24 protein-coding genes and 3 pseudogenes are annotated in these 26,192 nt (G+C 73.0%); 23 read left to right on the forward strand and 4 right to left on the reverse strand.

Annotated elements, in window-relative coordinates:
* Positions 1-88: 88 nt before the first annotated feature.
* The 5 genes and pseudogenes from BJF80_RS12680 to BJF80_RS12700 form a co-directional block, all read left to right on the forward strand.
* Positions 89-2,475 (forward strand): annotated as a pseudogene (locus tag BJF80_RS12680) (xanthine dehydrogenase family protein molybdopterin-binding subunit); the annotation flags it as partial.
* Positions 2,472-3,326, forward strand: coding sequence for an FAD binding domain-containing protein (locus BJF80_RS12685; protein WP_075814132.1), 855 nt, complete (start codon positions 2,472-2,474; stop codon positions 3,324-3,326). The pseudogene BJF80_RS12680 and the gene BJF80_RS12685, both read left to right, overlap by 4 nt.
* A gap of 4 nt (positions 3,327-3,330) precedes the next feature.
* A complete protein-coding gene (locus BJF80_RS12690; RefSeq protein ID WP_022923988.1) occupies positions 3,331-3,780 on the forward strand; it encodes an SRPBCC family protein in 450 nt (149 codons plus the stop codon).
* Between the two features lie 47 nt (positions 3,781-3,827).
* The gene (locus BJF80_RS12695; protein ID WP_075814134.1) at positions 3,828-4,103 is read left to right on the forward strand and encodes a hypothetical protein; all 276 of its coding nucleotides are present in this window, start codon (positions 3,828-3,830) and stop codon (positions 4,101-4,103) included.
* A 131-nt stretch (positions 4,104-4,234) separates the two neighbouring features.
* Positions 4,235-5,587 carry a M20/M25/M40 family metallo-hydrolase gene (locus tag BJF80_RS12700; protein WP_075814136.1) on the forward strand — a complete coding sequence of 451 codons (1,353 nt, stop codon included), beginning with the start codon at positions 4,235-4,237 and terminating at the stop codon, positions 5,585-5,587.
* Between the two features lie 51 nt (positions 5,588-5,638).
* Here BJF80_RS12700 and BJF80_RS12705 read toward each other — a convergent pair whose 3' ends face one another.
* Positions 5,639-5,824 carry a DUF5703 family protein gene (locus tag BJF80_RS12705; RefSeq protein WP_022923985.1) on the reverse strand — a complete coding sequence of 62 codons (186 nt, stop codon included), beginning with the start codon at positions 5,822-5,824 and terminating at the stop codon, positions 5,639-5,641.
* A gap of 79 nt (positions 5,825-5,903) precedes the next feature.
* Here BJF80_RS12705 and BJF80_RS12710 point away from each other — a divergent pair, with 79 nt between their 5' ends.
* The 6 genes from BJF80_RS12710 (at position 5,904) to mshC (ending at position 10,862) form a co-directional block, all read left to right on the forward strand.
* Positions 5,904-6,263, forward strand: a complete 360-nt coding sequence (locus tag BJF80_RS12710; RefSeq protein ID WP_075814138.1) for a hypothetical protein — start codon at positions 5,904-5,906, stop codon at positions 6,261-6,263.
* Positions 6,264-6,266: 3 nt separating this feature from the next.
* Positions 6,267-7,316, forward strand: coding sequence for an LLM class F420-dependent oxidoreductase (locus tag BJF80_RS12715; RefSeq protein WP_075814140.1), 1,050 nt, complete (start codon positions 6,267-6,269; stop codon positions 7,314-7,316).
* The gene (locus tag BJF80_RS12720) at positions 7,316-8,080 is read left to right on the forward strand and encodes an Rv2135c family putative phosphatase (RefSeq protein ID WP_075814142.1); all 765 of its coding nucleotides are present in this window, start codon (positions 7,316-7,318) and stop codon (positions 8,078-8,080) included. The genes BJF80_RS12715 and BJF80_RS12720 overlap by 1 nt, the downstream gene beginning before the upstream one ends.
* 9 nt (positions 8,081-8,089) lie before the next feature.
* The gene (locus tag BJF80_RS12725; RefSeq protein ID WP_075814144.1) at positions 8,090-8,650 is read left to right on the forward strand and encodes an Rv2134c family protein; all 561 of its coding nucleotides are present in this window, start codon (positions 8,090-8,092) and stop codon (positions 8,648-8,650) included.
* Between the two features lies 1 nt (position 8,651).
* Positions 8,652-9,470, forward strand: a complete 819-nt coding sequence (locus tag BJF80_RS12730; RefSeq protein WP_075814146.1) for an Rv2133c family protein — start codon at positions 8,652-8,654, stop codon at positions 9,468-9,470.
* A gap of 108 nt (positions 9,471-9,578) precedes the next feature.
* A complete protein-coding gene (gene mshC / locus BJF80_RS12735; RefSeq protein WP_075814148.1) occupies positions 9,579-10,862 on the forward strand; it encodes a cysteine--1-D-myo-inosityl 2-amino-2-deoxy-alpha-D-glucopyranoside ligase in 1,284 nt (427 codons plus the stop codon).
* Here the strand turns inward: mshC and BJF80_RS12740 are convergent.
* On the reverse strand, positions 10,812-11,543 hold the full coding sequence (locus BJF80_RS12740) for an HAD family hydrolase (protein ID WP_075814150.1): 732 nt from the start codon (positions 11,541-11,543) through the stop codon (positions 10,812-10,814). The genes mshC and BJF80_RS12740 overlap by 51 nt on opposite strands.
* A gap of 157 nt (positions 11,544-11,700) precedes the next feature.
* On the opposite strand from BJF80_RS12740, the gene BJF80_RS12745 reads away from it, so the two are divergent.
* Positions 11,701-12,462, forward strand: a complete 762-nt coding sequence (locus BJF80_RS12745) for a PAC2 family protein (RefSeq protein WP_321166402.1) — start codon at positions 11,701-11,703, stop codon at positions 12,460-12,462.
* On the opposite strand, the gene BJF80_RS12750 is transcribed toward BJF80_RS12745, so the two are convergent.
* Entirely contained in the window at positions 12,448-13,311 is an 864-nt protein-coding gene (locus tag BJF80_RS12750) for a RecB family exonuclease (protein WP_075814360.1), read from the reverse strand. The genes BJF80_RS12745 and BJF80_RS12750 overlap by 15 nt on opposite strands.
* A 23-nt stretch (positions 13,312-13,334) precedes the next feature.
* Here BJF80_RS12750 and BJF80_RS12755 point away from each other — a divergent pair, with 23 nt between their 5' ends.
* The 6 genes and pseudogenes from BJF80_RS12755 (at position 13,335) to BJF80_RS12775 (ending at position 20,145) form a co-directional block, all read left to right on the forward strand.
* Entirely contained in the window at positions 13,335-14,402 is a 1,068-nt protein-coding gene (locus tag BJF80_RS12755; protein ID WP_075814152.1) for a site-2 protease family protein, read from the forward strand.
* A gap of 66 nt (positions 14,403-14,468) precedes the next feature.
* A pseudogene (locus BJF80_RS12760) lies at positions 14,469-15,464 on the forward strand (class I SAM-dependent methyltransferase).
* Positions 15,461-17,098: a proteasome ATPase gene (gene arc, locus BJF80_RS12765; RefSeq protein ID WP_075814154.1), complete on the forward strand. Its 1,638-nt coding sequence runs from the start codon at positions 15,461-15,463 to the stop codon at positions 17,096-17,098. Before BJF80_RS12760 ends, arc begins: the two are co-directional and overlap by 4 nt.
* A 69-nt stretch (positions 17,099-17,167) precedes the next feature.
* Positions 17,168-17,764, forward strand: a pseudogene (locus tag BJF80_RS20370) (MFS transporter); the annotation flags it as partial.
* Positions 17,765-17,997: 233 nt separating this feature from the next.
* Positions 17,998-19,200, forward strand: coding sequence for an MFS transporter (locus BJF80_RS20375; protein ID WP_237767606.1), 1,203 nt, complete (start codon positions 17,998-18,000; stop codon positions 19,198-19,200).
* Between the two features lie 24 nt (positions 19,201-19,224).
* Entirely contained in the window at positions 19,225-20,145 is a 921-nt protein-coding gene (locus tag BJF80_RS12775; protein ID WP_075814156.1) for an ankyrin repeat domain-containing protein, read from the forward strand.
* A gap of 11 nt (positions 20,146-20,156) precedes the next feature.
* Here the strand turns inward: BJF80_RS12775 and BJF80_RS12780 are convergent, their stop codons facing one another.
* Positions 20,157-21,230, reverse strand: a complete 1,074-nt coding sequence (locus BJF80_RS12780) for an alpha-hydroxy acid oxidase (protein WP_075814158.1) — start codon at positions 21,228-21,230, stop codon at positions 20,157-20,159.
* Between the two features lie 49 nt (positions 21,231-21,279).
* Here BJF80_RS12780 and dop point away from each other — a divergent pair, with 49 nt between their 5' ends.
* From dop to BJF80_RS12805, 5 genes are all read left to right on the forward strand, one after another.
* Complete coding sequence (gene dop, locus BJF80_RS12785; protein WP_075814160.1) at positions 21,280-22,833, forward strand: depupylase/deamidase Dop; 1,554 nt, start codon at positions 21,280-21,282, stop codon at positions 22,831-22,833.
* A gap of 143 nt (positions 22,834-22,976) precedes the next feature.
* Entirely contained in the window at positions 22,977-23,186 is a 210-nt protein-coding gene (locus BJF80_RS12790) for a ubiquitin-like protein Pup (protein ID WP_075814162.1), read from the forward strand.
* Entirely contained in the window at positions 23,183-24,568 is a 1,386-nt protein-coding gene (gene pafA / locus BJF80_RS12795) for a Pup--protein ligase (protein WP_075814164.1), read from the forward strand. The genes BJF80_RS12790 and pafA overlap by 4 nt, the downstream gene beginning before the upstream one ends.
* A 65-nt stretch (positions 24,569-24,633) precedes the next feature.
* A complete protein-coding gene (locus BJF80_RS12800) occupies positions 24,634-25,674 on the forward strand; it encodes an FKBP-type peptidyl-prolyl cis-trans isomerase (RefSeq protein ID WP_075814166.1) in 1,041 nt (346 codons plus the stop codon).
* A 108-nt stretch (positions 25,675-25,782) separates the two neighbouring features.
* Complete coding sequence (locus tag BJF80_RS12805) at positions 25,783-26,181, forward strand: FKBP-type peptidyl-prolyl cis-trans isomerase (protein WP_075814168.1); 399 nt, start codon at positions 25,783-25,785, stop codon at positions 26,179-26,181.
* Positions 26,182-26,192: the final 11 nt, after the last annotated feature.

The following is a 26,192-nucleotide window of genomic DNA, read 5'->3' on the forward strand; positions in this document are numbered from 1 at the left end:
CCGGCGCCGCAAGGAGGACCAGCGGCTCATCACCGGCCGCACCAAGTGGACCGACAACCTCCAGCTCCAGGGGATGCTGCACCTGGCGATGGTCCGCAGCCCGGTCGCCCACGCCCGGATCACCGGCGTCGACGCCACCGCGGCCCAGGAGTCACAGGGTGTCATCGCCGTGCTGACCGGCGAGGATGTCAAGGACCTGCAGGGCAGCCTGCCCTGCGCCTGGCCCATCACCGAGGACCAGAAGGCGCCGCCCCACCCGGCCATCGCCGTCGACCGCGTCGCCTTCTCCGGCGAGATCGTCGCCGTCGTCGCCGCCCGCACCGCCGCGGCGGCCCGGGACGCCGCCGAGTTGGTCGACGTCGACTACGAGGACCTGCCCGCGGTGCTCGACCTCAAGGCCGCGGCCGCCGACGAGGCGCTGGCGCACCCCGACCTCGGCACCAACCGCTCGGCCACCTGGGTCTTCGACTCGGCCGAGGCCGGCACCGGCTCCAGCGTCGACGACGCGATCGCGGAGGCCGATGTCGTCGTCGAGCGCGAGTTCCGCCAGCAGCGGCTCATCCCCGCCTTCATGGAGCCACGCTCGACCGTCGTCGACCCCACGGGCGAGCAGTTCGTCATGTGGTCGGCCACCCAGGTGCCGCACATCCTGCGGCTCATGCTGGCGATGACCCTGGGCGTCGACGAGGGCAAGGTGCGCGTCATCGCCCCCGACGTGGGCGGCGGCTTCGGTGGCAAGCTGCAGGTCACCCCGGAGGAGATCATCACCTTCCTCATGGCCCGGCACACCGGCCGGCCATGCAAGTGGACCGAGACCCGCAGCGAGAGCCTGCTCTCGGCCCACCACGCCGCGACCAGTGGCAGAAGCTCACGCTCGCCGCGAGGTCCGACGGCACCGTCACCGGGCTCAAGGTGGAGCTGCTCGCCGACATGGGGGCATACCTCGGCCTGGTCACGCCCGGCGTGCCGATCCTGGGCGCCTTCATGTTCAACTCGATCTACAAGTTCCCCGCCTACCACTTCGCCTGCACCAACGTCTTCACCAACAAGACGTGGACCGACGCCTACCGCGGCGCCGGCCGCCCGGAGGCGACCTTCGCCATCGAGCGGATCATGGACGAGCTCGCGCTCGAGCTGGGGCGCGACCCGATGGAGGTGCGCGAGCAGAACTGGATCACCCACGACGAGTTCCCCTTCACCACGGTGTGCGGGCTGGAGTACGACTCCGGCAACTACGAGGCCGCCACCGACCGCGCCAAGGAGCTCTTCGGGTATGACGAGCTGCGGGCCGAGCAGCGGCGTCGCCGGGAGAGCGGCGACCGGGTCCAGCTCGGGATCGGCATCTCGACGTTCACCGAGATGTGCGGGCTGGCCCCCTCCCGGGTGCTGGGCTCGCTCAACTACGGCGCCGGTGGCTGGGAGCACGCCTCGGTGCGGATGCTGCCGACCGGCAAGGTGGAGGTCATCACCGGGTCCTCCGCCCACGGGCAGGGGCACGAGACCGCCTGGAGCCAGATCGTGGCCGACCAGCTCGGGGTTCCCTTCGAGGACGTCGAGGTGCTGCACGGAGACACCCAGATCAGCCACAAGGGGCTGGACACCTACGGCTCGCGGTCCCTCGTGGTCGGCGGGCAGGCGGTCATCAACGCCGCCAAGAAGGTGATCGAGAAGGCGAAACCGCTCGCGGCGCACCAGCTCGAGGCCAACGTGGACGACCTGGAGTTCCGCGACGGGAAGTTCACCGTCCTGGGCGCCGGCGAGGACCAGGAGGGCATCGGGCTCGCGGGGCTCGCGCTCGCGGTCTTCGCCGCGCACGACCTCCCGGACGGCATGGAGCCGAGCCTGGACGCCGACGCGACCTTCGACCCGGTCAACTTCTCCTTCCCGCACGGCACGCACCTGTGCGCGATGGAGGTCGACACCGAGACCGGGGCGACGACGATGCGGTCCTACGTCTGCGTCGACGACATCGGCAACGTGGTCAACCCGCTCATCGTCGAGGGCCAGGTCCACGGCGGGCTCGTCCAGGGCATCGCCCAGGCGCTGTGGGAGGAGGCGGTCTACGACGACCAGGGGACGCTGGTCTCCGGCTCGTTCGTCGACTACACGCTGCCGACCACGGCGGACACCATCAACTTCGTCACCGACCGCACCACCTCGCCGGCGACGTCGAACGACCTCGGGGTCAAGGGCGTGGGCGAGGCAGGGTGCATCGCCTCCACACCAGCCGTGGTCAACGCGGTGCTCGACGCGATCCGGCAGTACGGCGTCGAGGACATCCTCATGCCCTGCACCCCCGAGCGGGTGTGGCGGGCCATTCAGGAGGGGAACGCCGGAGCACGGGCCGAGACGGCGGAGGACGCCGCCGGTCACTTCGTCCAGGGTGAGCCCAACCAGGACCCACCTGGTCCGTCCGGCACCGGTGACGCGCCGACGTCGACGACCACGACGACGCAGGAAGGCGGTCAGGCATGATTCCCCCCGAGTTCGACTACGCCGCACCCGCGACGGTGGCCGAGGCGCTCGCGCTGCTCGCCGAGCACGGCGACGAGGCCAAGGTCATGTCCGGCGGTCAGTCGTTGCTGCCCGTGCTGCGCATGCGGCTCAACGCGCCCGGCATCGTCGTCGACATCTCCCGGATCGAGGAGATCAAGGGCATCACCGAGGTCGGCGACGCCATCCGGATCGGCGCGGGAGCGACCTACCAGGACGCCCTCGACTCCGACCTCGTCCGGGAGCACCTCGCGCTGCTGCACACCTCCCTCAGGGAGGTCGCCGACGAGCAGATCCGGCACCGCGGCACGGTCTGCGGCGCGCTGGCGCACGCGGATCCGGCGGGTGACGTCGGCGCGCCCGTGCTCGCGCTCGACGGGCGCATGGTCATCCAGGGCCAGGACGGCGAGCGCACCGTCGAGGGCAGCGACTTCTTCGTCGACCTCTTCGAGACCGCGGTCGGCGAGGACGAGCTGCTCGTGGCGGTGGAGATCCCGAAGCACACCGGGTGGGGTGCGCACTACGAGAAGTTCGTGCGCGTGTCGCACCAGTGGGCGATCATCGGCATCGCCGCGGCCGTGAGGGCCGAGGGCGGCACCATCGCCGAGGCCAAGGTCGGGCTGACCAACATGGGTGCCACCCCGCTGCGGGCGACCGCGGTGGAGCAGGCGCTGGTCGGCAAGGAGGCGACCGAGGAGGCGATCGCCGAGGTCTGCGCCCAGGTGGGCGAGGGCACCGATCCACCCTCGGACCTCAACGGCCAGGCGGACTACCGCAAGCACGTCGCCGGGGTGCTCACCCGGCGCGCGGTGCTGGCCGCGGCAGGGGCCTGACCCCATGGCGATGGAGCTGCACCACACCTTCACCGTCGACGCACCCCCGGACCAGACCTGGGCGCTGCTCACCGACCTGGAGCAGGTCGGCGGCTGCTTCCCCGGCGCCACGGTCACCTCGGCGACGGAGCAGGAGTTCACCGGCAACGTCAAGGTCAAGCTGGGCCCGATCGGCGTCACCTACCAGGGCGAGGGCAGGTTCCTCGAGCGCGACGACGAGGCGCACCGGGCTGTCATCGAAGGGCTCGGGAAGGGCCTGCGGGGCCTGGGCAACGCCTCGGCGACGGTCACCCTGCAGCTCGAGCCGGACGGGACCGGCACCCAGGCCGACGTGTTCACCTCGATGAACATCACCGGCAAGCCGGCGCAGTTCGGCCGCGGCGTCATGCAGAGCGTCTCCGACAAGCTGCTCGGCCAGTTCGTCGAGTGCATCGAGGGCAAGCTCACGGCGTGATCCGGTCGTGAGCGAGCACCTGCCGGCGGAGCGCGCGCGGCGACGGGATGCACCGGCTCGTCACCGGGGCGGCCGGCGACGACGACGCCTGGCAGCGGGCGCGGACGACGTGCACCGCCTGCGGCAGCGTCGGCCTCGTGGACGAGGGGTTCCTCACCGGTCGCGGCGACAGCACGACCGGGCACGTGGAGTGGGTGGGGGAGCTGCCGTCGACCGAGATCTTCGGCTTCGCCGCGCTCGACCAGGCCGCCCGGCACCCGGTCCGCGCGCTGCGCTGCCGGGAGTGCCGCCACCTCGAGCTCTTCGCCGAGGAGCACGAGTGAGCCGGACGCCGGTGCCGTTCACGGTGATGGCTAACGAGATCGCGTGGGGAGCGGTGGCATACCGGTGAGCATCGGTGCGGCTGGACCGGTCCTCCGCGCTATGCCGTGTCCAGGCTGACTAGGGTGGCGCCATGACCTCGACGCACGACGACCTCGCCGCCTCCAGCACCGCCGAGGAGGAGGCGGTCCGGATCTGCAAGGAGCTCATCCGGATCGACACCAGCAACTACGGCGACGGCAGCGGGCCGGGGGAGCGGGCCGCAACGGACTACGTCGTGGAGCTGCTCCGGGAGGTCGGGCTGGACCCGCAGGTCACCGCGCCCGCGGACCACCCCGAGCGGACCAGCGTCGTCGTGCGGACCCCGGGCCGGGACAGCTCCCGACCGGGCCTGGTCCTGCACGGCCACCTCGACGTCGTCCCCGCGGCGGCCGAGGACTGGTCCGTCGACCCGTTCGAGGCCGTGGAGAAGGACGGCATGATCTGGGGCCGCGGCGCGGTCGACATGAAGGACATGGACGCCATGCTGCTGGCGACCCTGCGCCAGCTCGTCCGGTCCGGGGAGAAGCCTCCGCGCGACATCGTCTGGGCCTTCTTCGCCGACGAGGAGGCCGGGGGCACGCAGGGCGCCGGGCACGTCGTCGCCGAGCACCCGGAGTGGTTCGAGGGCTGCACCGAGGCGATCAGCGAGGTCGGGGGCTTCTCGATCACCCTGCCGGACCACGCGACCGGGGCGCCGACGCGGGCATACCTGCTGCAGACGGCGGAGAAGGGGATCGCGTGGCTGCGGCTGCACGCGCGCGGTCGCGCAGGGCACGGCTCGGTCCCCAACCCCGAGAACGCCATCGTGCGGCTGGCCGAGGCGATCGCCCGGATCGACGCTCACGAGTGGCCGCGCACCTACATCGCCTCGGTGCGCGAGCTCTTCGACGGGGTCGAGCGCGTCACCGGGGAGGGCTGGAGCGAGGAGCGGGTCGAGGACGTGCTGACCCGGCTCGGTGGGGCGCGCCGCTTCGTCGAGGGCACGCTGCAGGACACCTCGAACTTCTCGATGCTCGACTCCGGCTACAAGATGAACGTCATTCCGCAGAGCGCCTCCGCCTCGCTGGACTGCCGCTTCCTCCCGGGGCACGAGGAGGAGCTGCTCGGCACGATCCGGGAGCTGGCCGGCGAGCACGTCGAGGTCGAGATCGAGCACAAGGACGTCGCGCTGGAGGCGCCGAGCAGCGGCGAGCTCGTCGACTCCGTGAAGCGCGCGCTGCTCAAGGAGGACCCGGGTGCGCACGTCCTGCCCTACTGCCTGTCCGGCGGCACCGACAACAAGCACCTCTCCCGGCTCGGCATCACCGGCTACGGCTTCGCGCCGCTGCGGCTGCCCGAGGACCTCGACTTCGTCGGCATGTTTCACGGCGTGGACGAGCGCGTCCCGGTCGACGCCATCCGGTTCGGCACGCGGGTGCTGGGCCAGCTGATCGCTGACTGCTGACAGACCGCGCGGCCGGTCGTCGCAGACCGTGCGGCCGGTCGCGAGAGGCGGTCAGGCGGTGCGGCGGACGCGGATGATCTTGCGGCGCAACAGCACGCGGCGCACGCCCCCGAGGTAGACCCGGACCCGGGCCAGCTCCCACGCGCCGTACTCCGCGTGCTCGGTGAGCGCCTGCCGCACCTCACCGCGCCCCTGGTCGCGGTGGAAGGTGAGCTCGCGGTACTCGTACTCCACCATGGCCGCCCAGCATAGGCACCCCTTCTCGGCCTGGGGAGACAACCCGCCGCGCGGAAGCGATCCGCGCTACCGTCACCCCATGACCGCAGACCCGCGTGCCGCCCTGACCGCCCTCGTCGCCGCCCTCGAGACCCACCTGGAGACCTCGGCCGTCAGCCGCGGCGAGGACGACCCGGCGGTGATCGAGGCCTACGAGCGGATCGCCGAGGCGTTCACCGCCTACGACGACGCGCTCATGGACGCCTACGGCGAGGTGACGCCGCTGGAGGTCTACGACGACGACCTCGCGAGCGACGACGACGAGGACGCAGATGACGGCGAGGACGATGACGACCTCGACGACGACCTGGACGACGACGATCTCGACGAGGAGCTCGACGACCCGGAGGTGGAGGACGACGACGAGGCTCTCGACGACACCACCTCGGGACGGCACTGATCCGTGCGGCTGGGGCTGAGCTGCGGCTTCTGGGGGCAGGGACGCGACGAGGACAATCTCGCGCTGGTGCGCCGCGCCGACGAGCTGGGGGTGGACGTCGTCTGGGTCGCCGAGGCGTATGGGCCCGACTCCGTGACGATCCTGTCCTACCTCGCGGCGCAGACCGAGCGGATTGGGTTGGGCGCGGGCGTGATGCAGATCCCGGCGCGGACCCCGGCAGCGACGGCGATGGCGGCAGTCAGCCTGGACAGCCTGTCGAAGGGACGCTTCCGGCTCGGCCTGGGCGTCAGCGGGCCACAGGTCTCCGAGGGCTGGCACGGCGTCCGGTTCGCCAAGCCGTTGGCCCGGACGCGGGAGTATGCCCAGATCGTCCGGACCGCGCTGCGGCACCGGCCGGTGAGCCACGAGGGAGAGTTCTTCACCCTCCCGCTGCCCGACGGGCCGGGCAAGGCCCTGCGGCTCACGCACGTCCACCGGCCGTCCATCCCGATCTACCTCGCCGCCGTCGGCCCGAAGAACCTCGAGCTCGCGGGGGAGATCGCCGAGGGTTGGCTCGGGGTCTTCGTGGCACCTGACTTCTTCGCCGAGCAGCGCGAGCACCTCGAGGCCGGGATGCGGCGGCGGGCCGACCCGCTGCCGGACGGTGGCTTCCAGACCGACGCCACCGTCGCGCTCGCCACCGGTGAGGACCTGGAGGCCTGCGCCCGCACCGTGAGCCCCTACCCGGCGCTCTACGTCGGCGGCATGGGCAGCCGGGAGCACAACTTCTACAACCAGCTCGCCTGCCGGATGGGCTACGAGCGGGAGGCGCAACAGGTGCAGGAGCTCTACCTCGACCGGCGCTGGGCCGAGGCGGCGGCGGCGCTGCCGCCGCAGTTCGTCGACGACACCAGCCTGCTCGGCGACGTCGACCGGATCACCGGGCGGATGCGGCGCTACCAGGACGCCGGCATCACCAGCCTCACGGTGGCGCCGTGGGGCACGGATCTCGAGGCCCGCATGCAGGGGCTCGAGGCCGCCGTCGAGGCGCACTCCCGGCTCGGGGGGTCCTGATGGCGATCTGCGTCCTGGTGCGCCACGGCCGCACCCAAGCCAACGCCGACGGGGTCCTGGCCGGGTGGAGCCCCGGTCTCGGGCTCGACGACACCGGCGCCCAGCAGGCGCGTCGCGTGGGCGAGCGGCTCGCCGCGACGCCGCTCGCCGCGGTGGTCGCCAGCCCGCTGCAGCGCTGCCAGGAGACCGCCGCCGCCCTGCTCGCGGCGCAGCCCGCCGACCGTGCGGTCGACAGGCATACCGAGGACGGGTTGGGGGAGGCGCGCTACGGCGCGTGGACCGGCAGGCCGCTGAAAGAGCTGGCGGACGACCCGCTGTGGCGGGCGGTGCAGGACGAGCCCTCGTCGGTGACCTTCCCCGCGGACGAGGCCTTCGCGCACGAGTCGATGGCCGACATGGCTGACCGGGCGGTGCGCGCCGTCGCACGCTGGGACGCGCAGATCGAGTCCGAGCACGGCCCGGGCGCGGTCTGGGTCGCGGTGAGCCACGGCGACGTCATCAAGGCGATCCTGGCCGACGCCCTCGCCACCCGGCTCGACGACTTCCAGCGCATCGTGGTCGACCCGGCCTCGATCAGCCTGGTGCACCGCACGGCCACCCGACCCTTCGTCCTGCGCACCAACGACACCGGCAGCGACCCGCTGGACCTCTCCGGGCTGGTCGCCCGGGTGAGCAGCGAGGGGGCCTCGGGAGACGCCGACGTCGGAGGTGGCGCGGGACACGGGGGCGGTGGCGACAGCGGTTCCCCACCTCCCAGGACGTAGGCTGACGGCATGGCTGAGCACGTCTTCGACCCGCCGGAGCGGTGCGTCGCCGGCAGCGTCGGTCCTCCCGGGGGCCGCACCTTCTTCCTCCAGGCCAGCGACGGCCAGCGGGTGATGACGGTCTCGCTGGAGAAGGAGCAGGTGCGCCTGCTGGGGGAGTCCCTCGTGGAGATGCTGGACGACGTGGCCGGGGACGAGGGCAGCGAGGAGGCCGCCGAGGCCTTTACCGACAACGCGCCGCTCGACACCCCCATCGAGGACGACTTCCGCGTGCAGCGGCTCTCCGTCGCCTGGGAGGCGGGGCAGCGCCGCATCGTGCTCGAAGCCTACGACCGTCCGAGCGAGGAGGATGTCGCCGAGCTGAGCGGCGAGGAGGAGCCGGCCGACCTGCCGTGGGCGGGTCTGCCCCCACAGTCCCTCCGGATCGTCCTGGAGCCCGGCCGGGCGCGCGCCTTCGCGCAGCGGTGCACCGCCTCGATCGAGGGTGGCCGCCCGTCCTGCCCGTTCTGCGGCCAGCCGCTCGACCCCGGAGGCCACATCTGCCCCCGCGCCAACGGCTACCGCCGCTGACGTGCGGGAGGACGAGGCGCTGGCCCTGCTGCGGGACTGCGCGCTGGAGCCGGTCGGACGGCTGACCCAGGCCTCCAACCTCACCCTCCTCGTCGAACTCGCGCAGGACGGCGCCGCCACGGGTCACCGGGCCGTCTACAAGCCGGCGCGGGGTGAGCGACCGCTCCACGACTTCCCGCCCGCCTCGCTCGCCGCGCGTGAGGTCGCGGCGTATGCCGTGTCCCGCGCCGGTGGTTTCGACCTGGTGCCGCCCACGGTCCTGCGTGACGGCCCGCTCGGGGAGGGGTCGGTGCAGTGGTGGGTCGAGCAGCAGCCCGAGCGGCTCGTCGACCCCTCGGCCGGGCTGGTCGACGTGCTCGCGCCCGAGGACCTGGAGCCGGGCTGGCGGGCGGTCGTCCAGGCCGAGGACGAGCACGGCTCGCCGGTCGTGGTGGCGCACGCGGACGACCCCCGGTTGCGGACGATGGCCACCCTGGACGTCGTCCTCAACAACGCCGACCGCAAGGCGGCCCACCTGACGATCGACGTCGAGGGCCGGTTGCGTGGCTTCGACCACGGCCTCGCGCTGCACGAGGACGACAAGCTGCGCACCGTCCTGTGGGGCTTCGCGGGTGAGGCGTTGCCCGAGGAGGACCGGCGACGCGTGGCGGCCGTGGTCGACGTGCTGGCGGAGGCCGGGGAGACGGCCGACCTGCTCGCGACCCTGCTGAGCCCGGCCGAGCTGACCGCGCTGCGGCACCGCACGGAGGCACTGCTGGAGGCGGGCATCCTCCCGATGCCGTCGGCCGACCGTTACCCCCTTCCCTGGCCGCTCTGGTGAGCGCCCGGTCCAGCCTCGGCTCCCGTTGGTCCGGGCTCTGGGGGAGGGACGGACTGGTGAGGACGGGCGATTGGGGTGGCGTCAGGGGCGAGGGTTAGGCTCCCCGACGTGATGACCTGGTCGACCACCGACGTCCCACGGCTGCCGATCGACCACGACGGTAGACCCGTCCGGGTCCATGACACCGCCACCGGATCCCTGGTCTCGGTCGGCGGTGGCGACGGCGAGGGCCGCGCGCGCCTCTACGTGTGCGGCATCACCCCCTACGACGCCACCCACCTCGGGCACGCCGCCACCTACGTCACCTTCGACGTGCTGCAGCGCGCCTGGCGGGACGCGGGGCTCCAGGTCACCTACGTCCAGAACGTCACCGACGTCGACGAGCCGCTGCTGGAGCGGGCCGAGCGCGACGGGATCGACTGGCGCGAGCTGGCGTCCCGCGAGATCGGGTTGTTCTTCGAGGACATGGAGGCGCTGCGGGTGCTGCCGCCGGACCACTACGTCGGTGCGGTCGAGGGCATCCCGGACGACGTCAGCGCGGTGGAGCGGCTGCTCGCGGCCGGCACGGCATACCGGCTGGCGGTGCCCGACGGGGAGCCGGTCGCCGAGGGAGCCACCGGCGAGGACGTCTACCTCGACCTGGCGACCCAGCCGAGCTTCGGGGCCGTCTCGGGCTGGAGCCGGGCGGAGATGATGGAGGTCTTCGCCGACCGCGGGGGCGACCCTGACCGGGAGGGCAAGCGGGACCCGCTGGACCCGCTGCTCTGGCGCTCCGGACGCGCGGGGGAGCCGCACTGGGACGGCGCCTCGCTCGGCCAGGGACGCCCGGGCTGGCACATCGAGTGCTCCACGATCGCCCAGCGCTACCTCGGCGCCGCCTTCGACGTGCAGGGCGGCGGCACCGACCTGGTCTTCCCGCACCACGAGATGAGCGCCGTCCAGGCGGCCGCGCTGTGCGGGGACGACTGCTTCGCGCGTGCCTACGTGCACCAGGCGATGGTCGGGCTCGACGGCGGCAAGATGAGCAAGAGCAGGGGCAACCTCGTGCTCGTGTCCCGGCTCCGGGCCTCCGGCGTCGACCCGATGGCGATCCGGCTGGCCCTGCTCTCGAAGCGTTACCGCACCGAGTGGGAGTGGACCGACCAGGTCCTGCGCGAGGCCGTGGAACGGCTCGAGCTGTGGCGCCGGGCGAGCGACATGGCTGCCCACGACACGGTCACCGAGATCGGTCGGTCCACCGTCCTCCGGCTGCGGGAGCGTCTCGCCGACGACCTCGACACCCCCGGCGCGCTCGACGCGGTCGACGACTGGGCGACGACCGTCGCGGCGGGCGAGCCCGCCTCAGGCCTGGTCCCGCGCGCGGTCGACGCGCTCCTCGGGGTGCAGCTCTGAGACCAGCGTCCGCCCGACCTCGGCGAGATCCGTCGGCGACAGCCCCTCCAGCGTGCCGACCTGCATCGCCCCGGGCAGGCTCGGCACCGCGACGGTGTGCGGGACCACCAGCGTCGGGACCCCGGCCGCCGTCGCGGCGGTGGCCCCGGTGAAGGAGTCCTCGACGGCGACCGCGCGTCGCGGCTCCACGCCCAGCCGGCGCGCCGCGTCGAGGTAAGCCTCGGGATGCGGCTTGCCGCGGCTCACCTGGTCGCCGGTGACGACGGCGTCGAAGGTGCCTGCGGGGAGGTGATCCACGAGCACGTCGGCGAGCTCGGTCCACGACATCGTGACCAGGGCGCACGGCACACCGGCCGCGCGGACGGCCCGCAGCAGCTCGACGGCCCCCGGACGCCACGGGACGTGCGCCCGGGTCCGCCGCACCACGCCGGTGAGGAGCCTGCGCACCACGTCCTCCGGCTCCCCCTGGACCGGGGTGCGCTCGAGGATCATCCGGGCCGAGGTCAGCAGGTCCTGCCCGACGAGGTCGTGGGCGTCGTCGTCGGTCCACGTGCCCCCGGCCTGCTCGACGAGGAGGTACTCCTCGGCGATCCAGGACGGCTCGGTGTCGACGATGGTGCCGTCCATGTCCCACAGGACGGCGGCGGGCAGCGAGGGCTGGTCGAGGTGCTGGCGCGTCACGCCTCCACGCTAGAGCAGAGCGTCTAGGGTGGTCGCACGGTGCCGATCAGGAAGGTGAGGCAGTGATCGAGCTGCAGGAGACGGGCGAGCTGCGCGACCCGATCGTCATCGCGGCCTCGAGGGATGGAACGACGCGGGCGAGTGCGCCTCCAGCGTCGTGGAGCACCTGGCGCAGGTGTGGGACGCCGAGGTGGTCGCCGCGATCGACCCGGAGGACTTCTACGACTTCCAGGTCAACCGCCCGCAGGTGCTCACCGTGGACGGCCGCAGGATGATCCGGTGGCCGAGCACCCGGGTGATGCTCGCCCGCAACACCCCCTTGGGCCGGGACGTGCTGCTGGTGCTGGGCATCGAGCCCTCGGTCCGGTGGCGGACCTTCGCCAGCGACCTACTCGCCTACCTGCTGTCGCGGGACGTCCAGCTGATGATCGTGCTCGGCGGCCTGCTGGCCGACGTCGCGCACACCCGACCCATCCCGGTCAGCGTCAGCTCCGAGGACGCCGAGCTGCTGGCCAGCAGTGAAGACATCGAGCCGAGCACCTACGAGGGCCCGACCGGCATCGTGGGCGTGCTCTCGGACGAGGCGCGGCAGCAGGACGTCCCGACCCTGTCCTGCTGGGCAGCCGTCCCGCACTACGCCGGGGGCCCGCCCTCGCCGAAGGCCTCGCTGGCGCTGCTGGGGCAGCTGGAGGAGCTGCTCGACTGCGTCATCGACGACACCGCGATCACCGAGTCGGCACGGGCCTGGGAGCGCGGGGTCGACGACCTCGCCTCGACCGACGAGGAGGTCGCCGACTACGTCCGCCAGCTCGAGGAGGCGCAGGACACCGCCGACCTTCCAGAGGCCTCCGGCGACGCGATCGCCAAGGAGTTCGAGCGCTACCTGCGGCGGCGCGACGACGGCTCACCCCGCGGCTGACCCCACGTCCTGCCCGGTGTCGACCCGCCCCGCCGACCGCGGGTCCAGCGCCAGCAGGGTCGCGCCCTCCGGCAGCGGTGGCGGCGTCCCACCCCAGGCCGGGCAGTGCTCCTGGAAGGAGCACCAGGTGCAGGCCCGGCCCCGCCGCGGGCGCCAGTCACCGGAGACGGCGACCTGCTCGATGGCCGCCCACAGCGCACGGATCTTGCGCTCGGTGGCCCGCAGCTCGGCCTCGGTGGGGTCGATCCACAGCACCGTCCGGTCGCCCAGGTAGACCAGCTGCAGCCGCCGCGGCAGGACCCCGCGGCTGCGCCACAGCGCGAGCGCGTAGAACTTCAGCTGGAACAGCGCCCGACCCTCGAAGGTCTCCGAGGGTGCGCGACCGGTCTTGTAGTCCACCACCCGCAGCGCCCCGTCCGGCGCCGCGTCCAGGCGGTCGACATACCCGCGGATGACCAGCCCGTCCAGGTCGGCCTCGACGTAGAGCTCACGCTCGGCCGGCTCCAGCCTCGTCGGGTCCTCCAGCTCGAACCAGCGCGCCAGCAGCCCGTCGGCCGCACCGGCGGTGTCGGCGGCGGCGAGCCCGGCCAGCTCCGGCTCCTGCGCGACCATGCGCTCCCACTCGGCGGGGACCAGGGCGGTCGCCTGCTCCAGGGTGCGCTCCTGCGCCGGACGGTCGAAGATGCGGTCCAGGACCGCGTGCACGAGGCTCCCGCGGGCGGCGGCCGCGCTCGGCGGCTCGGGGAGGCGGTCGACGACCCGCAGCCGGTAGAGCAGCGGGCACTGCATGAAGTCGGCCGCCCGCGAGGGGGAGAGGGCACGGGCGCAGTCCTCGGTGCCCGGCTCCATGCGCCGCACTCTACGCTCGGAGGATGGAGCGACAGCCCGGGTGGCGCATCGGCACCCTGTCCGGAATCCCGATCTACCTCGGTCGCAGCTGGGTCCTCGTCGCCGTCGTCATGGTCGCCCTCTTCGGGCCGACGGTGGGGCGCGTCCTGCCCGAGCTGGGGCTGTGGAGCTATGCCGTCGCCCTCGTCTTCGTGCTGCTGCTGTTGGTCTCCGTGCTCGTGCACGAGGCGGCGCACGCCCTCGTCGCGCAGCGCGTCGGCTTCGGTGTCTCCCGGATCGTCGCCGACTTCTGGGGCGGCCACACCGCGCACGACGGGGCCGGCGGGACGCCCGGGCGCAGCGCGGCGGTCGCGGTGGTCGGGCCGCTGGCCAACGGGCTGCTCGCCGTGCTCGGCTGGTGGTCGTGGACCCTGGTGGACGGCACCGGCGTCCCGCTCCTGCTGGCGTATGCCTTCACCTGGGCCAACTCCTTCGTGGCGGTCTTCAACCTCGTCCCCGGGCTGCCGCTGGACGGGGGCTACCTGTTGGAGGCCCTGGTCTGGAAGGTGTCCGGCGACCGGCACGTCGGCACCATCACCGCCGGCTGGGCCGGTCGCGCCGTCGTCGTGCTCGTGGCCCTCGCGCTGCTCCTGCCGCCGCTGCTGCAGGGGGATCGCGTGCCGTTCACCCGCGTCGCGTGGGTGGCCCTCGTGGGGCTCTTCCTGTGGCAGGGCGCCAGCCAGGCGATCAAGGTCGGCGTCCACGGCCGCCGTGCCTCCCGCCGACGGCTCGGTGACGCCGCCCTGCCCGCCGGTGTCGTCCGCAACGACGAGCCGCTGCACACCGTCGCCTGGTCCGAGCGGCCGGTGTGGGTCGTGCTCGACGCGGACGGGCGCCCCGAGGGCCTCGTCGACCCCCCCTCGCTGCAGCAGGTCCCGCGCGAGCAGTGGACCGGCACCCCGGTCTCGGCCGTGGCGGTCCGGCTCCCCAGCGGCTGGGCTGTGCCGATGCGCCCGAGGCGAGGCTCGACGGCGTCATCGACGTCATGCGCCGGTCCGGGTCCGGCGTCGTCGCCCTGCTGGACGACGACGGCCGGCCCTGGGGCGTGGTGAGCACGCACGAGCTCACCGGCGCACCGCTCGTAGACTGACCAGGTGAGCAGGCCGACGGGCGCCGACATGCGGCGCGGACCCTTTCGGGCGGGCGACCGCGTGCAGCTGACCGATCCCAAGGGACGGATGCACACCATCACCCTGGAGGTCGGCAAGGAGTTCCACACCCACCGCGGCCACCTGCGGCACGACGACCTCATCGACGCCCCCGACGGCTCGGTCGTGCGGCACACCTCCGGCGCCGAGTACCTCGCGCTGCGCCCGCTGCTCTCCGACTTCGTCCTCTCCATGCCGCGCGCGCCCAGGTCGTCTACCCCAAGGACGCCGGACAGATCGTGACGTATGCCGACATCTTCCCCGGCGCGGTCGTCGTCGAGGCGGGTGTGGGCTCCGGGGCGCTCTCGCTGTCGCTGCTGCGCGCGGTGGGGGAGTCCGGCCGGCTGCTGAGCTTCGAGCGGCGCGAGGACTTCGCCGACATCGCCCGGGCCAACGCCCGGTCCTTCTTCGGCCTGGACCACCCGGCCTGGACGGTGACCGTGGGCGACCTCGTGGAGGCGCTCCCGGACGCGGTGGAGCCGGGCACGGTGGACCGGGTGGTCCTCGACATGCTCGCGCCTGGGACTGCCTCGGCGTCGTGGGGGAGGCGCTCGCCCCGGGCGGCGTGCTCATCTGCTACGTCGCCACCACCACCCAGCTCTCGCGGGTCGCCGAGGCGGCCAGGGCGGCCGGCGGCTGGACCGAGCCGCAGGCGTGGGAGTCGATGGTGCGCGGGTGGCACCTGGAAGGGCTCGCGGTCCGCCCCGAGCACCGGATGCACGGGCATACCGGCTTCCTCGTGAGCCTGCGCCGGCTGGCGCCCGGCACCGACGCGCCGCTGCGCAAGAAGCGCCCGGCGCCCGGCGCCTACGGGGAGGACTACACCCCTGCCACCGGGGAGTGGGAGGCTGCGACCTGGGCGAACGCCCGGTGTCGGACAAGAAGCTGCGCCGCACCCGGCGCGACGCCGAGGCCACCGCCACCCGGGTGACCGGGTCCGACACCGAGCCGGAGGAGGAGACGTGACCGACCCGACGCCGCGCGAGCGGCACCTGCAGCAGCAGGTGCAGACCCTCACCTCCCGGGTGACCGAGCTCCGGGGGCGCAACGAGGCGCTGAGCACCACGCTGTCCAGCGCGAAGAAACAGATCGAGGGGCTGCGCGAGGACCTGGACGCCCTCGCCTCGCCCCCGCTGACCATGGGCCTGGTGCTGCGGCTCGTCGACGGCGACGCCGACGTCTCGGTGGCAGGGCGCCGGATCCGCACGACGATCTCCTCCGAGGTCGACAGCACGGCGTTGCACCCCGGTCGCGAGGTGCTGCTCAACGACGCCCAGGCGATCGTCGGCGTCGCCGGCTACGAGCGGGCCGGGGACGTCGTGACCTGCAAGGAGGTCCACGACGACGGGCGGCTCACGGTGCTCGTGCGGGGCGAGGACGAGCGGATCGCCCACCGCGCCGGGTCGGTGGCGCAGGAGCAGGTACGGGTGGGTGACGCGCTGCTGCTCGACTCCCGCAGCGGCTTCGTCACCGAGCGGATCGAACGCCCCGAGGTGACCGAGCTCATGCTCGAGGAGGTGCCCGACATCTCCTACGACGACATCGGTGGCCTGGGCGGCCAGATCGAGCAGATCCGGGACGCCGTCGAGCTGCCCTTCCTGCACGCCGAGCTCTACGAGAGCCACCAGCTGCGTCCACCCAAGGGGGTCCTGCTCTACGGTCCGCCCGGGTGCGGCAAGACGCTCATCGCCAAGGCCGTCGCCGCCTCGCTCGCCCGGCAGGCGGCGGAGCAGAAGGGCCTCACCGCGGCGGTCGCCCGCAGCTACTTCCTCAACATCAAGGGCCCCGAGCTGCTCAACAAGTACGTCGGGGAGACCGAGCGGCACATCCGGATGATCTTTCAGCGGGCGCGGGAGAAGTCGGCCGAGGGCGACCCGGTGGTGGTCTTCTTCGACGAGATGGAGTCGCTCTTCCGCACCCGCGGCTCGGGCGTCTCCTCCGACGTCGAGACGACGATCGTGCCCCAGCTGCTCGCCGAGATCGACGGGGTGGAGCGGCTCGACAACGTCATCGTCATCGGCGCCTCCAACCGGGAGGACATGATCGACCCCGCCATCCTGCGTCCGGGGCGCCTGGACGTGAAGATCAAGATCGAGCGGCCCGACGCGGAGGGTGCCCGTGACATCTTCGGCAAGTACCTCACCACCGACATCCCGCTGCACCCCAGCGTCCTGGACGCGCACGGCGGGGACCGGGCGGTCGGCGTCGCGGCGCTCATCGACGGCGTCGTGGAGCGGATGTATGCCGTGTCCCCGGCCAACGCCTTCCTCGAGGTGACCTACGCCGGCGGTGACAAGGAGGTGCTCTACTTCCGCGACTTCGCCTCCGGTGCGATGGTCCACAACATCGTCGACCGCGCCAAGAAGCTGGCGATCAAGGACGTCCTGACCCGCGGCGAGGAGGGGCTGCGCGAGCGGCACCTGGAGCAGGCATACCTCGACGAGTTCAAGGAGAACGAGGACCTGACGGGCACCACCAACCCGGACGACTGGGCCCGGGTGTCCGGCAAGAAGGGCGAGCGGATCACCTACATCCGCACCCTCGTCGGCGACGCCTCCGGCACCCAGCCGGGCCGCTCGGTCGACCTCGGGGAGCGCTGAGCGGCTGGACCGCCCGCGGACGCGGACGTGCGGGCGGGTGTGTCCGGCGGCGGGGATAGGGTCTGAGGCATGGCAGCCGGCGCGGACGAGAAGACCACCTCGAGGTCAGCCTCGCAGCCGCCGCCCGCCACCCCCACCACGGCGATCATCGTCGTGCTCGCGCTGTGCGGCACGCTCGTCTCGCTGCAGCAGACCCTCGTGCTGCCGCTGCTGCCCGACTTCCCGGAGATCCTGGGCACGACCAGCGACAACGCCTCCTGGCTGGTCACCGTCACGCTGCTCACCGCGGCCGTCGGCACCCCGATCGTGTCCCGGCTCGCCGACATGTTCGGCAAGCGGCTCATGCTCATCATCTGCATGTGGGCCGTCATCGCCGGCTCGGTCGTCTCCGCGCTCAGCAGCGAGCTCGCGCTCGTCGTCGTGGGCCGCGGGCTGAGCGGCCTCGGTGCCTGCCTGGTGCCGGTCGGCATCAGCATCATGCGCGACCACCTGCCGGCCGACCGGGTCGGCTCCGGCGTCGCGCTGATGTCGGCGACCCTCGGTATCGGCGGCGCGATCGGTATGCCGCTGGCCGGCGTGATCTACGAGAACCTCGACTGGCACGCGCTCTTCTACGTCTCCGGCGGCTTCGCGGTGATCATGCTCGTCGCGGTGCACCTCGTCGTGCCGGAGTCGACGGTGAAGACCCGCGGCCGGTTCGACTTCGCCGGGGCGCTCATGCTGTCGGTCGCGCTGACCTGCTTCCTGCTGGCGGTGAGCAAGGCCGGCACGTGGGGCTGGGGATCGCCCATCACCCTGAGCCTGCTGGTCGGTGCGGGCCTGGTCTCGCCGCATGGGTGCCGTGGGAGCTGCGCACCGGCCAGCCCCTGGTCGACATCCGCACCTCGACCCGGCGCACCGTGCTGCTCACCAACGCCGCGTCGGTGCTCATCGGCTTCGCGATGTTCGCCAACTTCCTCACTTCCGCGCAGCAGGTGCAGATGCCTGCGGAGACCGGCTACGGCTTCGGGTTGTCCGTGGTCTCGACAGGGCTGGTCATGCTGCCCTCCGGCCTGCTCATGGTCGCCATGTCGCCGGTCTCGGCGGGCCTCATCACCCGCTACGGGCCGCGGGCGGTGCTCATCGCCGGCGCGGTGACCATCGCCCTGGGCTTCATCGGCCGGTCGCTGCTGCACGGCAGCGTGCTCGAGGTGGTCATCACCTCCAGCGTGGCCTCGCTCGGCACCGCGCTGGCCTTCGCGGCGATGCCCACGCTCATCATGCGGGCGGTGCCCATCACCGAGACCGCCTCGGCCAACGGTCTCAACACGCTGCTGCGCTCGCTCGGCACCTCCTCGGCCTCGGCGCTGGTCGCGGCGGTCTTCGCGGCCTCGATGGTGCAGACGTCCAGCGGGGAGATGGCGCCGCGCTTCGAGGCATACCAGCTGATTTTCTGGGCGGGCGCCGGGGCGTCGCTGGGGGGTGCGCTCATCGCGGCCTTCATCCGCCGCCCGCAGCGGGCGCACGCCGGCGCCGAGGGTGACGCGCACGAGCCGGTGGGGGAGCGGACCGAGGTCAAGCTCGGCGGCGAGCTGCCCGAGCTGCTCGTGCGGGGTCAGGTCGTGGGCCCGCAGGGCCGCCCGCTGCGGCAGGCGGTCACGACCGTGCTGCGTCCCGACGGCCGCCACATCGACTGGGGCCGCACCGACAACGAGGGCCGCTACACCCTGGCGCTGCCGGAGCCCGGGCCCTATCTGCTCGTCGTGTCGGCCGACGGCTGGGCGCCGCAGTCCGCCCTGGTCGAGCTGTCCGTCGGGCACGAGGAGAACGTCACCATGGCCAAACGGCTGCTGCTCTCGGGGCACATCACCGACGACGGGACACCGATGGCGGAGGTGCTCATCTCGCTCATCAAGCACTCCGGTGAGTTCGTCGGCACCTGCCACACCGACGAGGAGGGGCACTACGAGATCGGACTGCCGCCGCCGGGGCGCTACGTGCTCACCGCGGTCGACCACGGGACCGGGCGCACCCGGTCGCGGGCGCTGACGGTGCTCGCGACGTCGACGACGCTGGACCTGGACATCGTCACCGGGGTGCCGCGTCCGCGCGTGGACGCCTGACCTCCGGTGCGGTAGACATGACCCATGGGCCGACGCGGGGTGGGGGTGCTGCTCGTCGTCGGCCTGACCACCCCTGCCATGGGTGGTTGCGGGTTGCTGGACGGGGTGCCGCCCTGCTTCTCGCAGACGCAGCCGTCGCTGCCGACGCCGGAGACGGTCCGGGACCACCTGGACCACGCAGCCGCGGGCCAGCAGGTCTACGACGCCGTCGTGGACGGGGACGAGGAGCGCGTCGCCGAGCTGGTCCGCGGGGACGAGCAGCTCCTGGGCACGCGCGTGGTCCTGCCCGACGGGGTGCGGCCCGGGGACGGCAACGACGGCGACCTGCTCACCTTCGCCGTCGCCGGATGTGACGGCGAGATGGTGGCCACGCTGCTGGACCTGGGTGCCGACCCGGACGGCGAGGCCCCCGGCCTGGCCCTGACGTATGCCCTGCTCGCGGACGACCTCGACCTCGCCGAGCAGCTGCTCGGGGCGAGCGCCGACCCCGACGCGCACGGCCCGGACACGGCACCACCGATGCAGGAGGTCCTCCTCTTCGAGCGGCCGGCGTCGGTCGGCCTGCTGCTGGACCACGGCGCCGACCCCGACCGGGCCGAGCCGGTCAGCGGCGCGACACCGCTGGGGTCCGCGCTGACCTTCGGGGACCTGGAGTCCGCGTGCCTGCTCCTGGAGGCGGGGGCCAACCCCTGGCAGGTCGGGGTGCAGGGCACGCTGCCCGCGTGGCAGCTCACCCAGGAGCTGGAGGACGACGGGGCCGACCAGACCCGGCGCGAGCTGCTGGCCGAGGCACGCGACCCCGACCTCCCGTGGCCGCCCCCGGGCCCGCCGGAGACGACGGCCCGCTTCCTCTCCGGCGAGTGGCCGACGCCACGGATGGAGGCCGCCGGCTTCGTCGCGAGCGAGGGTGCCCTGCGTTCCATGCGGCGCAGTGCAGGGGAGTGAGTCCGCCGTGGTCAGGGTCGCTGCCGACCGGGGTCACCCGGTCCACCGGAGGGCGTGAGGAGGTCCGCCTCGGCGACGTCTGCCGCGGCGGCCACGCCGGCCAGCCGCAGGGCCTCGACCAGCTCGGCGGCCCAGGTCTGCTGCCAGCCGCGCACCCCGTCCTCGCCGTCGACCAGGCCGAGCACCGGAGCACGCCCGGCGAGCACGAGGTCGGCCCCGCCGGCGAGGGCGACGAGCACGTCCAGGCCGGTGCGGACGCCGCCGTCCACGTAGACCTCGGTCCCCGGTCCGACGGTCGCCCGGACCTCAGGCAGGGCGGTCGCCGTCGACACGACCCGGTCCAGCTGGCGCCCGCCGTGGTTGGAGACCCACACGGCGTCGGCGCCCGCGTCCCGGCAGCGCACGGCCTCGTCGCCGCGCAGGACCCCCTTGACGACGACCGGCAGGCCGGTGCGCTCGTGCAGCCATCCGAGGTCCTCGGGGGAGAGGTCGGTGGCCTTCTGCGCGCCGGGGGTCAGCTGACCGTCGGGCGGGAAGTTCACCCGCCGCAGGGCGGGGTCGGTGGTCTCCCAGACGGTGGCACCGGCATACCTCTTGGTGCTCACGACCGGCGTGTCCACGGTGAGGACCACCGCGCCGGCTCCCGCCTCGACGGCGCGCTCGAGCAGCTGCAGCGACAGGTCCCGGTCCTGGGTGAGGTAGGCCTGCAGCCACCAGCGGACCCCGGTGGCGCCGACGTCGGCGAAGGTGGAGCCGGCGTTGCTCGAGACCACGAGCAGCTGGCCGGCCGCGGCGCAGGCCCGCGCCATCGCGACCTCGCCCTCGGGGTGCACGGCCCGCTGCAGGGTGGTGGGGGCCACGGCGAAGGGCAGGGCCAGCTCCTCACCGAGCGCCCGGGCGCGCAGGTCGACGGTGGTCACGTCGCGCAGCACCCGGGGCCGCAGCCGGACCCCGGCCCAGGCGTCCGCCGCCTCGGCGGCGGACACACCGTGCCCGGTGCCGGTGAGGAGGTACTCCAGCACCGGGGCGGGCAGCACCTCCCGGGCGCGGGCCAGGGCCTCGTCGTAGCGGTAGGTCGCGCTCACCCGGGGCACGCTACCGGGGGAGGGCACGGCTCGTGACAGGATCGGCGCCATGGGAGTCCGCCGGGTCATGGGCATCGAGACCGAGCTGGGGATCACCAGCACCCAGCTGGACCCGGCCGGGCGCCCGGTGACCCCGATGGTGCTCTCCGGCCAGGTGGTCCGGGCGTATGCCGCCGGCGCGGCCCCGGGGGCGGCGCTCCCCTCCGGCGCGGGGTGGGACTACGCCGACGAGACGCCGCTGCGGGACGCCCGCGGCTTCGAGATGGCGCGGGCGCTGGCCGACCGCTCCCAGCTCACCGATGTCGAGGACCCGACGATCGCGACCTCGGTGCTGTCCAACGGGGCCCGCTTCTACGTCGACCACGCGCACCCGGAGTACTCCTCGCCCGAGGTCACCGGGCCGCTCGCGGCCGTCCGCTACGACCGGGCGGGGGAGGAGGTCGCCTGGGGCGCGGTGCGGACCCTGGCCGAGGAGGGGCTGGAGGTGCGGCTCTACAAGAACAACGTCGACGGCAAGGGCGCGTCCTACGGCACCCACGAGAACTACCTGGTGCCCCGCGCGGTGCCCTTCGACCGGTTGGCACGGCTGCTCATCCCCTTCCTCGTCGCGCGACCGGTCATCGCCGGTGCCGGGCGGGTGGGGATCGGCCAGGCGAGCGAGCAGCCCGGCTTCCAGCTCTCGCAGCGCGCGGACTACCTGGAGGCCGAGGTCGGGCTGGAGACGACGCTGCGCCGCCCCATCGTCAACACCCGGGACGAGCCGCACGCGACCCCGCACCTGCACCGGCGGCTGCACGTCATCGTCGGTGACGCCACGATGGCCGACGTCACCACCTATCTCGCGCTGGGTTCGCTGTCGGCCGTGCTCCGCGTCATCGAGACGCACCCCGAGCTGTTGGAGGGTATGCCGCTCGCCCACCCGGTCGCCGCCGCGCAGGCGATCAGCCACGACCCGTCGCTGCAGGTCACGGTGCCGCTGGCCGACGGCCGCGAGATGACCGGCGTGGACCTGGTCGAGGCGCACCTGGAGGCCGCCGAGCGGGCCGCGGCCTCGGGCCACGAGGCCTGGGATGACCCGGACGACACCGAGACCGACGAGGTGCTCGGCCGCTGGCGCGAGGTCCTCGACACGCTGCGCCGCGACCCGTCGCAGGCCGCGGGACAGGTCGAGTGGGTGGCCAAGCACCAGCTGCTGGAGCGCTTCCGGGAGCGCGGGGGCGCGGGCTGGGACGACCCGCGGATCGCGGCCATGGACATCCAGTGGCACGACCTCGACCCCGGGCGGGGCCTGGCCCGCAAGCTGCGCGCCGCCGGCCAGCTGGAGCGGCTGGTCACGCCGGAGGAGGTCGCCGCCGCGGTCACGGAGCCGCCGTCGGACACACGGGCCTGGTTCAGGGGCGAGGCGGTGCGGCGCTACGGCGCGGCCGGGGGACTCCGGGCGGCGTCCTGGGACTCGGTGGTGCTCGTCGACGACCGGGGCGGCCTGCGCCGGGTGCGCATGGACGAGCCGACCAGCGGCAGCCGGGCGGCTGTCGTCGGGCTGCTGGACCGGCATACCTCCGCGGCGAGCCTGCTCTCCGAGCTCGCCAGCGAGGACGTCTGACCCCGGACTGCTCCCGTGCCGGCGACACGCCCATGACGAACGGCTCCAGCGTTCACGTGAACGTTGTGGCCGATCGAGAGGGGAGTGTCGCCGGGACGGCGTGACCAGGGGCGTGCGTGGGAGGTCTGGCCTAGGGTAGGACCATGTCGCAGCAGCACTTCGAGCGTCGTGACCGGGAGTCAGAACGAGGCGGCGAGCCCGGCCCGGACCCCACCCCGCCACCCACCGCGCCCGCCGCGCAGAGCGCCGAGCGGGACGCTGCGCTGGACTCCCTCCTCGACGAGATCGACGGCGTCCTGGAGAGCAACGCCACCGAGTTCGTGCACGGCTTCGTGCAGAAGGGCGGCGAGTGAAGCAGCGGGTGATGGGCGTCGAGACCGAGTTCGGCGTCAACGCCACCTTCCGGGGCGGCTCCCGGCTCTCGCCGGAGGAGGTCTCGCGCTACCTCTTCCGCAAGGTCGTGGCCTGGGGCCGCTCCTCCAACGTCTTCCTCGGCAACGGCTCCCGGCTCTACCTCGACGTCGGGTCTCACCCGGAGTACGCCACCGCGGAGTGCACCGACCTGCTCGACGTCGTCGCCCACGACCGGGCCGGGGAGATCATCGTCCAGGACCTCGCGGACGACGCCGAGCAGCGGCTCGCGGAGGAGGGCTTCGACGCCACCGTCTACGTGCTGAAGAACAACGTCGACTCGCGCGGCAACTCCTACGGCTCGCACGAGAACTACCTCATCGAGCGCCGCACCCGCATGGAGCGGGTCACCGAGACCCTGGTGCCCTTCCTCGTCACCCGGCAGCTGGTCACCGGCGCCGGCCGGCTGCACGTCACCGAGCAACGGGCGACCTACCTCGTCTCGCAGCGCGCGGACCACATGTGGGAGGACCTCAGCTCGGCCACCACCCGGTCCCGCCCGATCATCAACACCCGCGACGAGCCGCACGCCGACCCGGAGAAGCACCGCCGTCTGCACGTCATCGTCGGCGACTCCACGATGAGCCAGACCACGACGCTGCTGCGCCTCGGCACCACCGACCTGGTGCTGCAGATGCTCGAGGCCGGCACCGTCGTGCCCGACCTGGTGCTCGCCAACCCCATGCAGGCGATCCGCGACATCTCCCGCGACCCCACGGGTCGGGTGCCGCTGCGGCTGCGTCGGGGTGGCACCGTCACCGCGCTGGAGGTCCAGCAGCAGCTGCTCGAGCTCGTGACGAGGTATACCGAGGCCGCCGGGATCGGGAGAGAGGGGGCATACCGGGACGTGCTGGAGCTGTGGGGGCGCGGGCTGGAGGCGATCGCCACCGACCGGCTGCACCTCGTCGACACCGAGATCGAGTGGGTGATGAAGAAGAAGCTGCTCGACTCCTACGCCGCGCGGCACGGTCTGGACGCGTGGGACCCACGGCTGCAGCAGCTCGACCTGGCCTGGCACGACATCCACGCCCGGCGCGGGCTGGTGCGGATCCTGGAGCGCTCCGGCGCCGCCCGGACCGTGGTGGACGAGGACCGGATCAGGAGTGCCACGACCGACCCGCCGCAGACCCGGGCCCGGCTGCGTGGCGACTTCGTGCGGGTGGCCGCCGAGCACCGGCGCGACTTCACCGTCGACTGGGTGCACCTCAAGCTCAACGACACCGCCGCGCGGACGGTGATCTGCAAGGACCCCTTCGCCTGGCAGGACGAGCGGGTGGACGCGCTGCTCGAGCACGTCCGTGCCTCCGGTGGTGCTCCCACCTGACGTCCAGTCGACCGGGTTAGGCTGGCGGGGAGACGACGATTCCCCGATTCTGCAAAGGACGCTCCGTGCGCTCTTCCCGACTGCGCTACCTCGCGGCTGCGGCCGCACCCCTCATCTTCCTCGCGGCGTGCAGCCCGGACTCCTCCGGCGAGGGCGACGACGCGAGCGCGACCAGCTCGCCGGGGGACGACGCGGCCGCGACCAGCGCCGCCCCGAACGGCGACCTGGCCGACGTGGAGGTCGACACCGAGGGCGAGGCCCCGGCCCTGACGTGGGACGACGAGCCGTTCGCCGACGGTGACCTGCCCTTCGTCGCGGGCGGCACGGAGACGCGCAACCTGGCCGAGGGCGACGGCGAGGAGGTGGCCGAGGGTCACGAGGTCCAGGTGCAGTACCTCGCCGTCAACGGCACCTCGGGCGAGGAGCTCGTCTCGACCTTCCCGAACGACGAGTCGGTCACCCTCGACCTCGGCGACGAGGCGCTCTTCCCGGCCTTCCGGGAGCAGCTGCCCGGCATGGCTGTGGGCGACGAGTTCCTCATGGCGATCCCCGCGAGCGAGGCCTTCGGCGAGGCCGGCAGCGCCCAGCTCGGGGTCGGCCCGACCGACACGATGCTGTTCTACATGAGTGTCCAGGACACCGGGGAGCCGCTGACCGAGGCGCAGGGCGAGGAGGTCGAGCCGCAGGAGGGCCTACCCACCGTGACCATGGGCGACACCGGCCCGGAGATCGACGTCGAGGGCGTCGAGGCACCGGACCAGCTCGTGGCCCAGCAGCTGATCCAGGGGGAGCGCCCCGAGGTGGTCGCCGGTCAGACCATCCGGGTCCACTACACCGGCGTGAAGCTGTCCGACGGCGAGCAGTTCGACAGCTCCTGGGAGCGGGGCGAGCCCAGCGAGTTCCCCATCGGCGTCGGCTCGGTCATCGCCGGGTGGGACGAGGGGCTCGTCGGCCAGCCGATCGGGTCCCGCGTGCTGCTCGTCGTCCCGGCCGCCGAGGCCTACGGCGAGGCCGAGGAGGAGACCGAGGGCGAGACCGCGAGCCCGCAGCACGAGCTCGCCGGCGAGGACCTGGTCTTCGTCGTCGACATCCTCGGCGCCTCCTGACCCATCACCCACCGAGCGCCGCGAATGGTGGCCCCACGACCCACCGAGCGCCGCGAATGGTTGGCCGGCGCACGGCATACCTGACATCATCACGACAAGGAGCACCTCATGACCGAGTCCCCCTTCGGCCGCGTCCAGAAGGCCAAGCCCGAGATCGACTTCCCCGGTGACGAGCCGCCCACCGAGCTACAGGTCGAGGACCTCGAGGTCGGCAAGGGCGCGGAGGCGACCGCTGGGTCGACGATCTCGGCCCACTACGTCGGGGTGTCCTGGTCCACCGGCGAGGAGTTCGACGCGTCCTGGAACCGCGGCGAGCCGCTCACCTTCACCGCCGGTGTCGGTCAGGTCATCCAGGGCTGGGACCAGGGTCTGCTCGGGATGAAGGTCGGTGGCCGCCGCAAGATCGTCATCCCGCCGCACCTGGGGTATGGCGACCGCGGCGCGGGCGCTGCCATCAAGGGTGGCGAGACGCTGATCTTCGTCGTGGACCTGGTCGACGTCCGCTGACCAGCTGGAGG

Origin of the sequence: Serinicoccus sp. CUA-874 (genome assembly GCF_001942225.1) — a bacterium.
GTDB lineage: Bacteria > Actinomycetota > Actinomycetes > Actinomycetales > Dermatophilaceae > Ornithinicoccus > Ornithinicoccus marinus.

Excerpts from the sequence above, each read along its gene's own strand:
- BJF80_RS12685 (WP_075814132.1), top strand. The coding sequence starts at position 2,472 with ATGATTCCCCCCGAGTTCGACTACGCCGCACCCGCGACGGTGGCCGAG.
- BJF80_RS12690 (WP_022923988.1), top strand. The coding sequence starts at position 3,331 with ATGGCGATGGAGCTGCACCACACCTTCACCGTCGACGCACCCCCGGAC.
- BJF80_RS12695 (WP_075814134.1), top strand. The coding sequence starts at position 3,828 with ATGCACCGGCTCGTCACCGGGGCGGCCGGCGACGACGACGCCTGGCAG.
- BJF80_RS12700 (WP_075814136.1), top strand. The coding sequence starts at position 4,235 with ATGACCTCGACGCACGACGACCTCGCCGCCTCCAGCACCGCCGAGGAG.
- BJF80_RS12705 (WP_022923985.1), bottom strand. The coding sequence starts at position 5,824 with ATGGTGGAGTACGAGTACCGCGAGCTCACCTTCCACCGCGACCAGGGG.
- BJF80_RS12710 (WP_075814138.1), top strand. The coding sequence starts at position 5,904 with ATGACCGCAGACCCGCGTGCCGCCCTGACCGCCCTCGTCGCCGCCCTC.
- BJF80_RS12720 (WP_075814142.1), top strand. The coding sequence starts at position 7,316 with ATGGCGATCTGCGTCCTGGTGCGCCACGGCCGCACCCAAGCCAACGCC.
- BJF80_RS12725 (WP_075814144.1), top strand. The coding sequence starts at position 8,090 with ATGGCTGAGCACGTCTTCGACCCGCCGGAGCGGTGCGTCGCCGGCAGC.
- BJF80_RS12750 (WP_075814360.1), bottom strand. The coding sequence starts at position 13,311 with ATGGAGCCGGGCACCGAGGACTGCGCCCGTGCCCTCTCCCCCTCGCGG.
- BJF80_RS12755 (WP_075814152.1), top strand. The coding sequence starts at position 13,335 with ATGGAGCGACAGCCCGGGTGGCGCATCGGCACCCTGTCCGGAATCCCG.
- BJF80_RS12775 (WP_075814156.1), top strand. The coding sequence starts at position 19,225 with ATGGGCCGACGCGGGGTGGGGGTGCTGCTCGTCGTCGGCCTGACCACC.
- dop (WP_075814160.1), top strand. The coding sequence starts at position 21,280 with ATGGGAGTCCGCCGGGTCATGGGCATCGAGACCGAGCTGGGGATCACC.
- BJF80_RS12790 (WP_075814162.1), top strand. The coding sequence starts at position 22,977 with ATGTCGCAGCAGCACTTCGAGCGTCGTGACCGGGAGTCAGAACGAGGC.
- BJF80_RS12805 (WP_075814168.1), top strand. The coding sequence starts at position 25,783 with ATGACCGAGTCCCCCTTCGGCCGCGTCCAGAAGGCCAAGCCCGAGATC.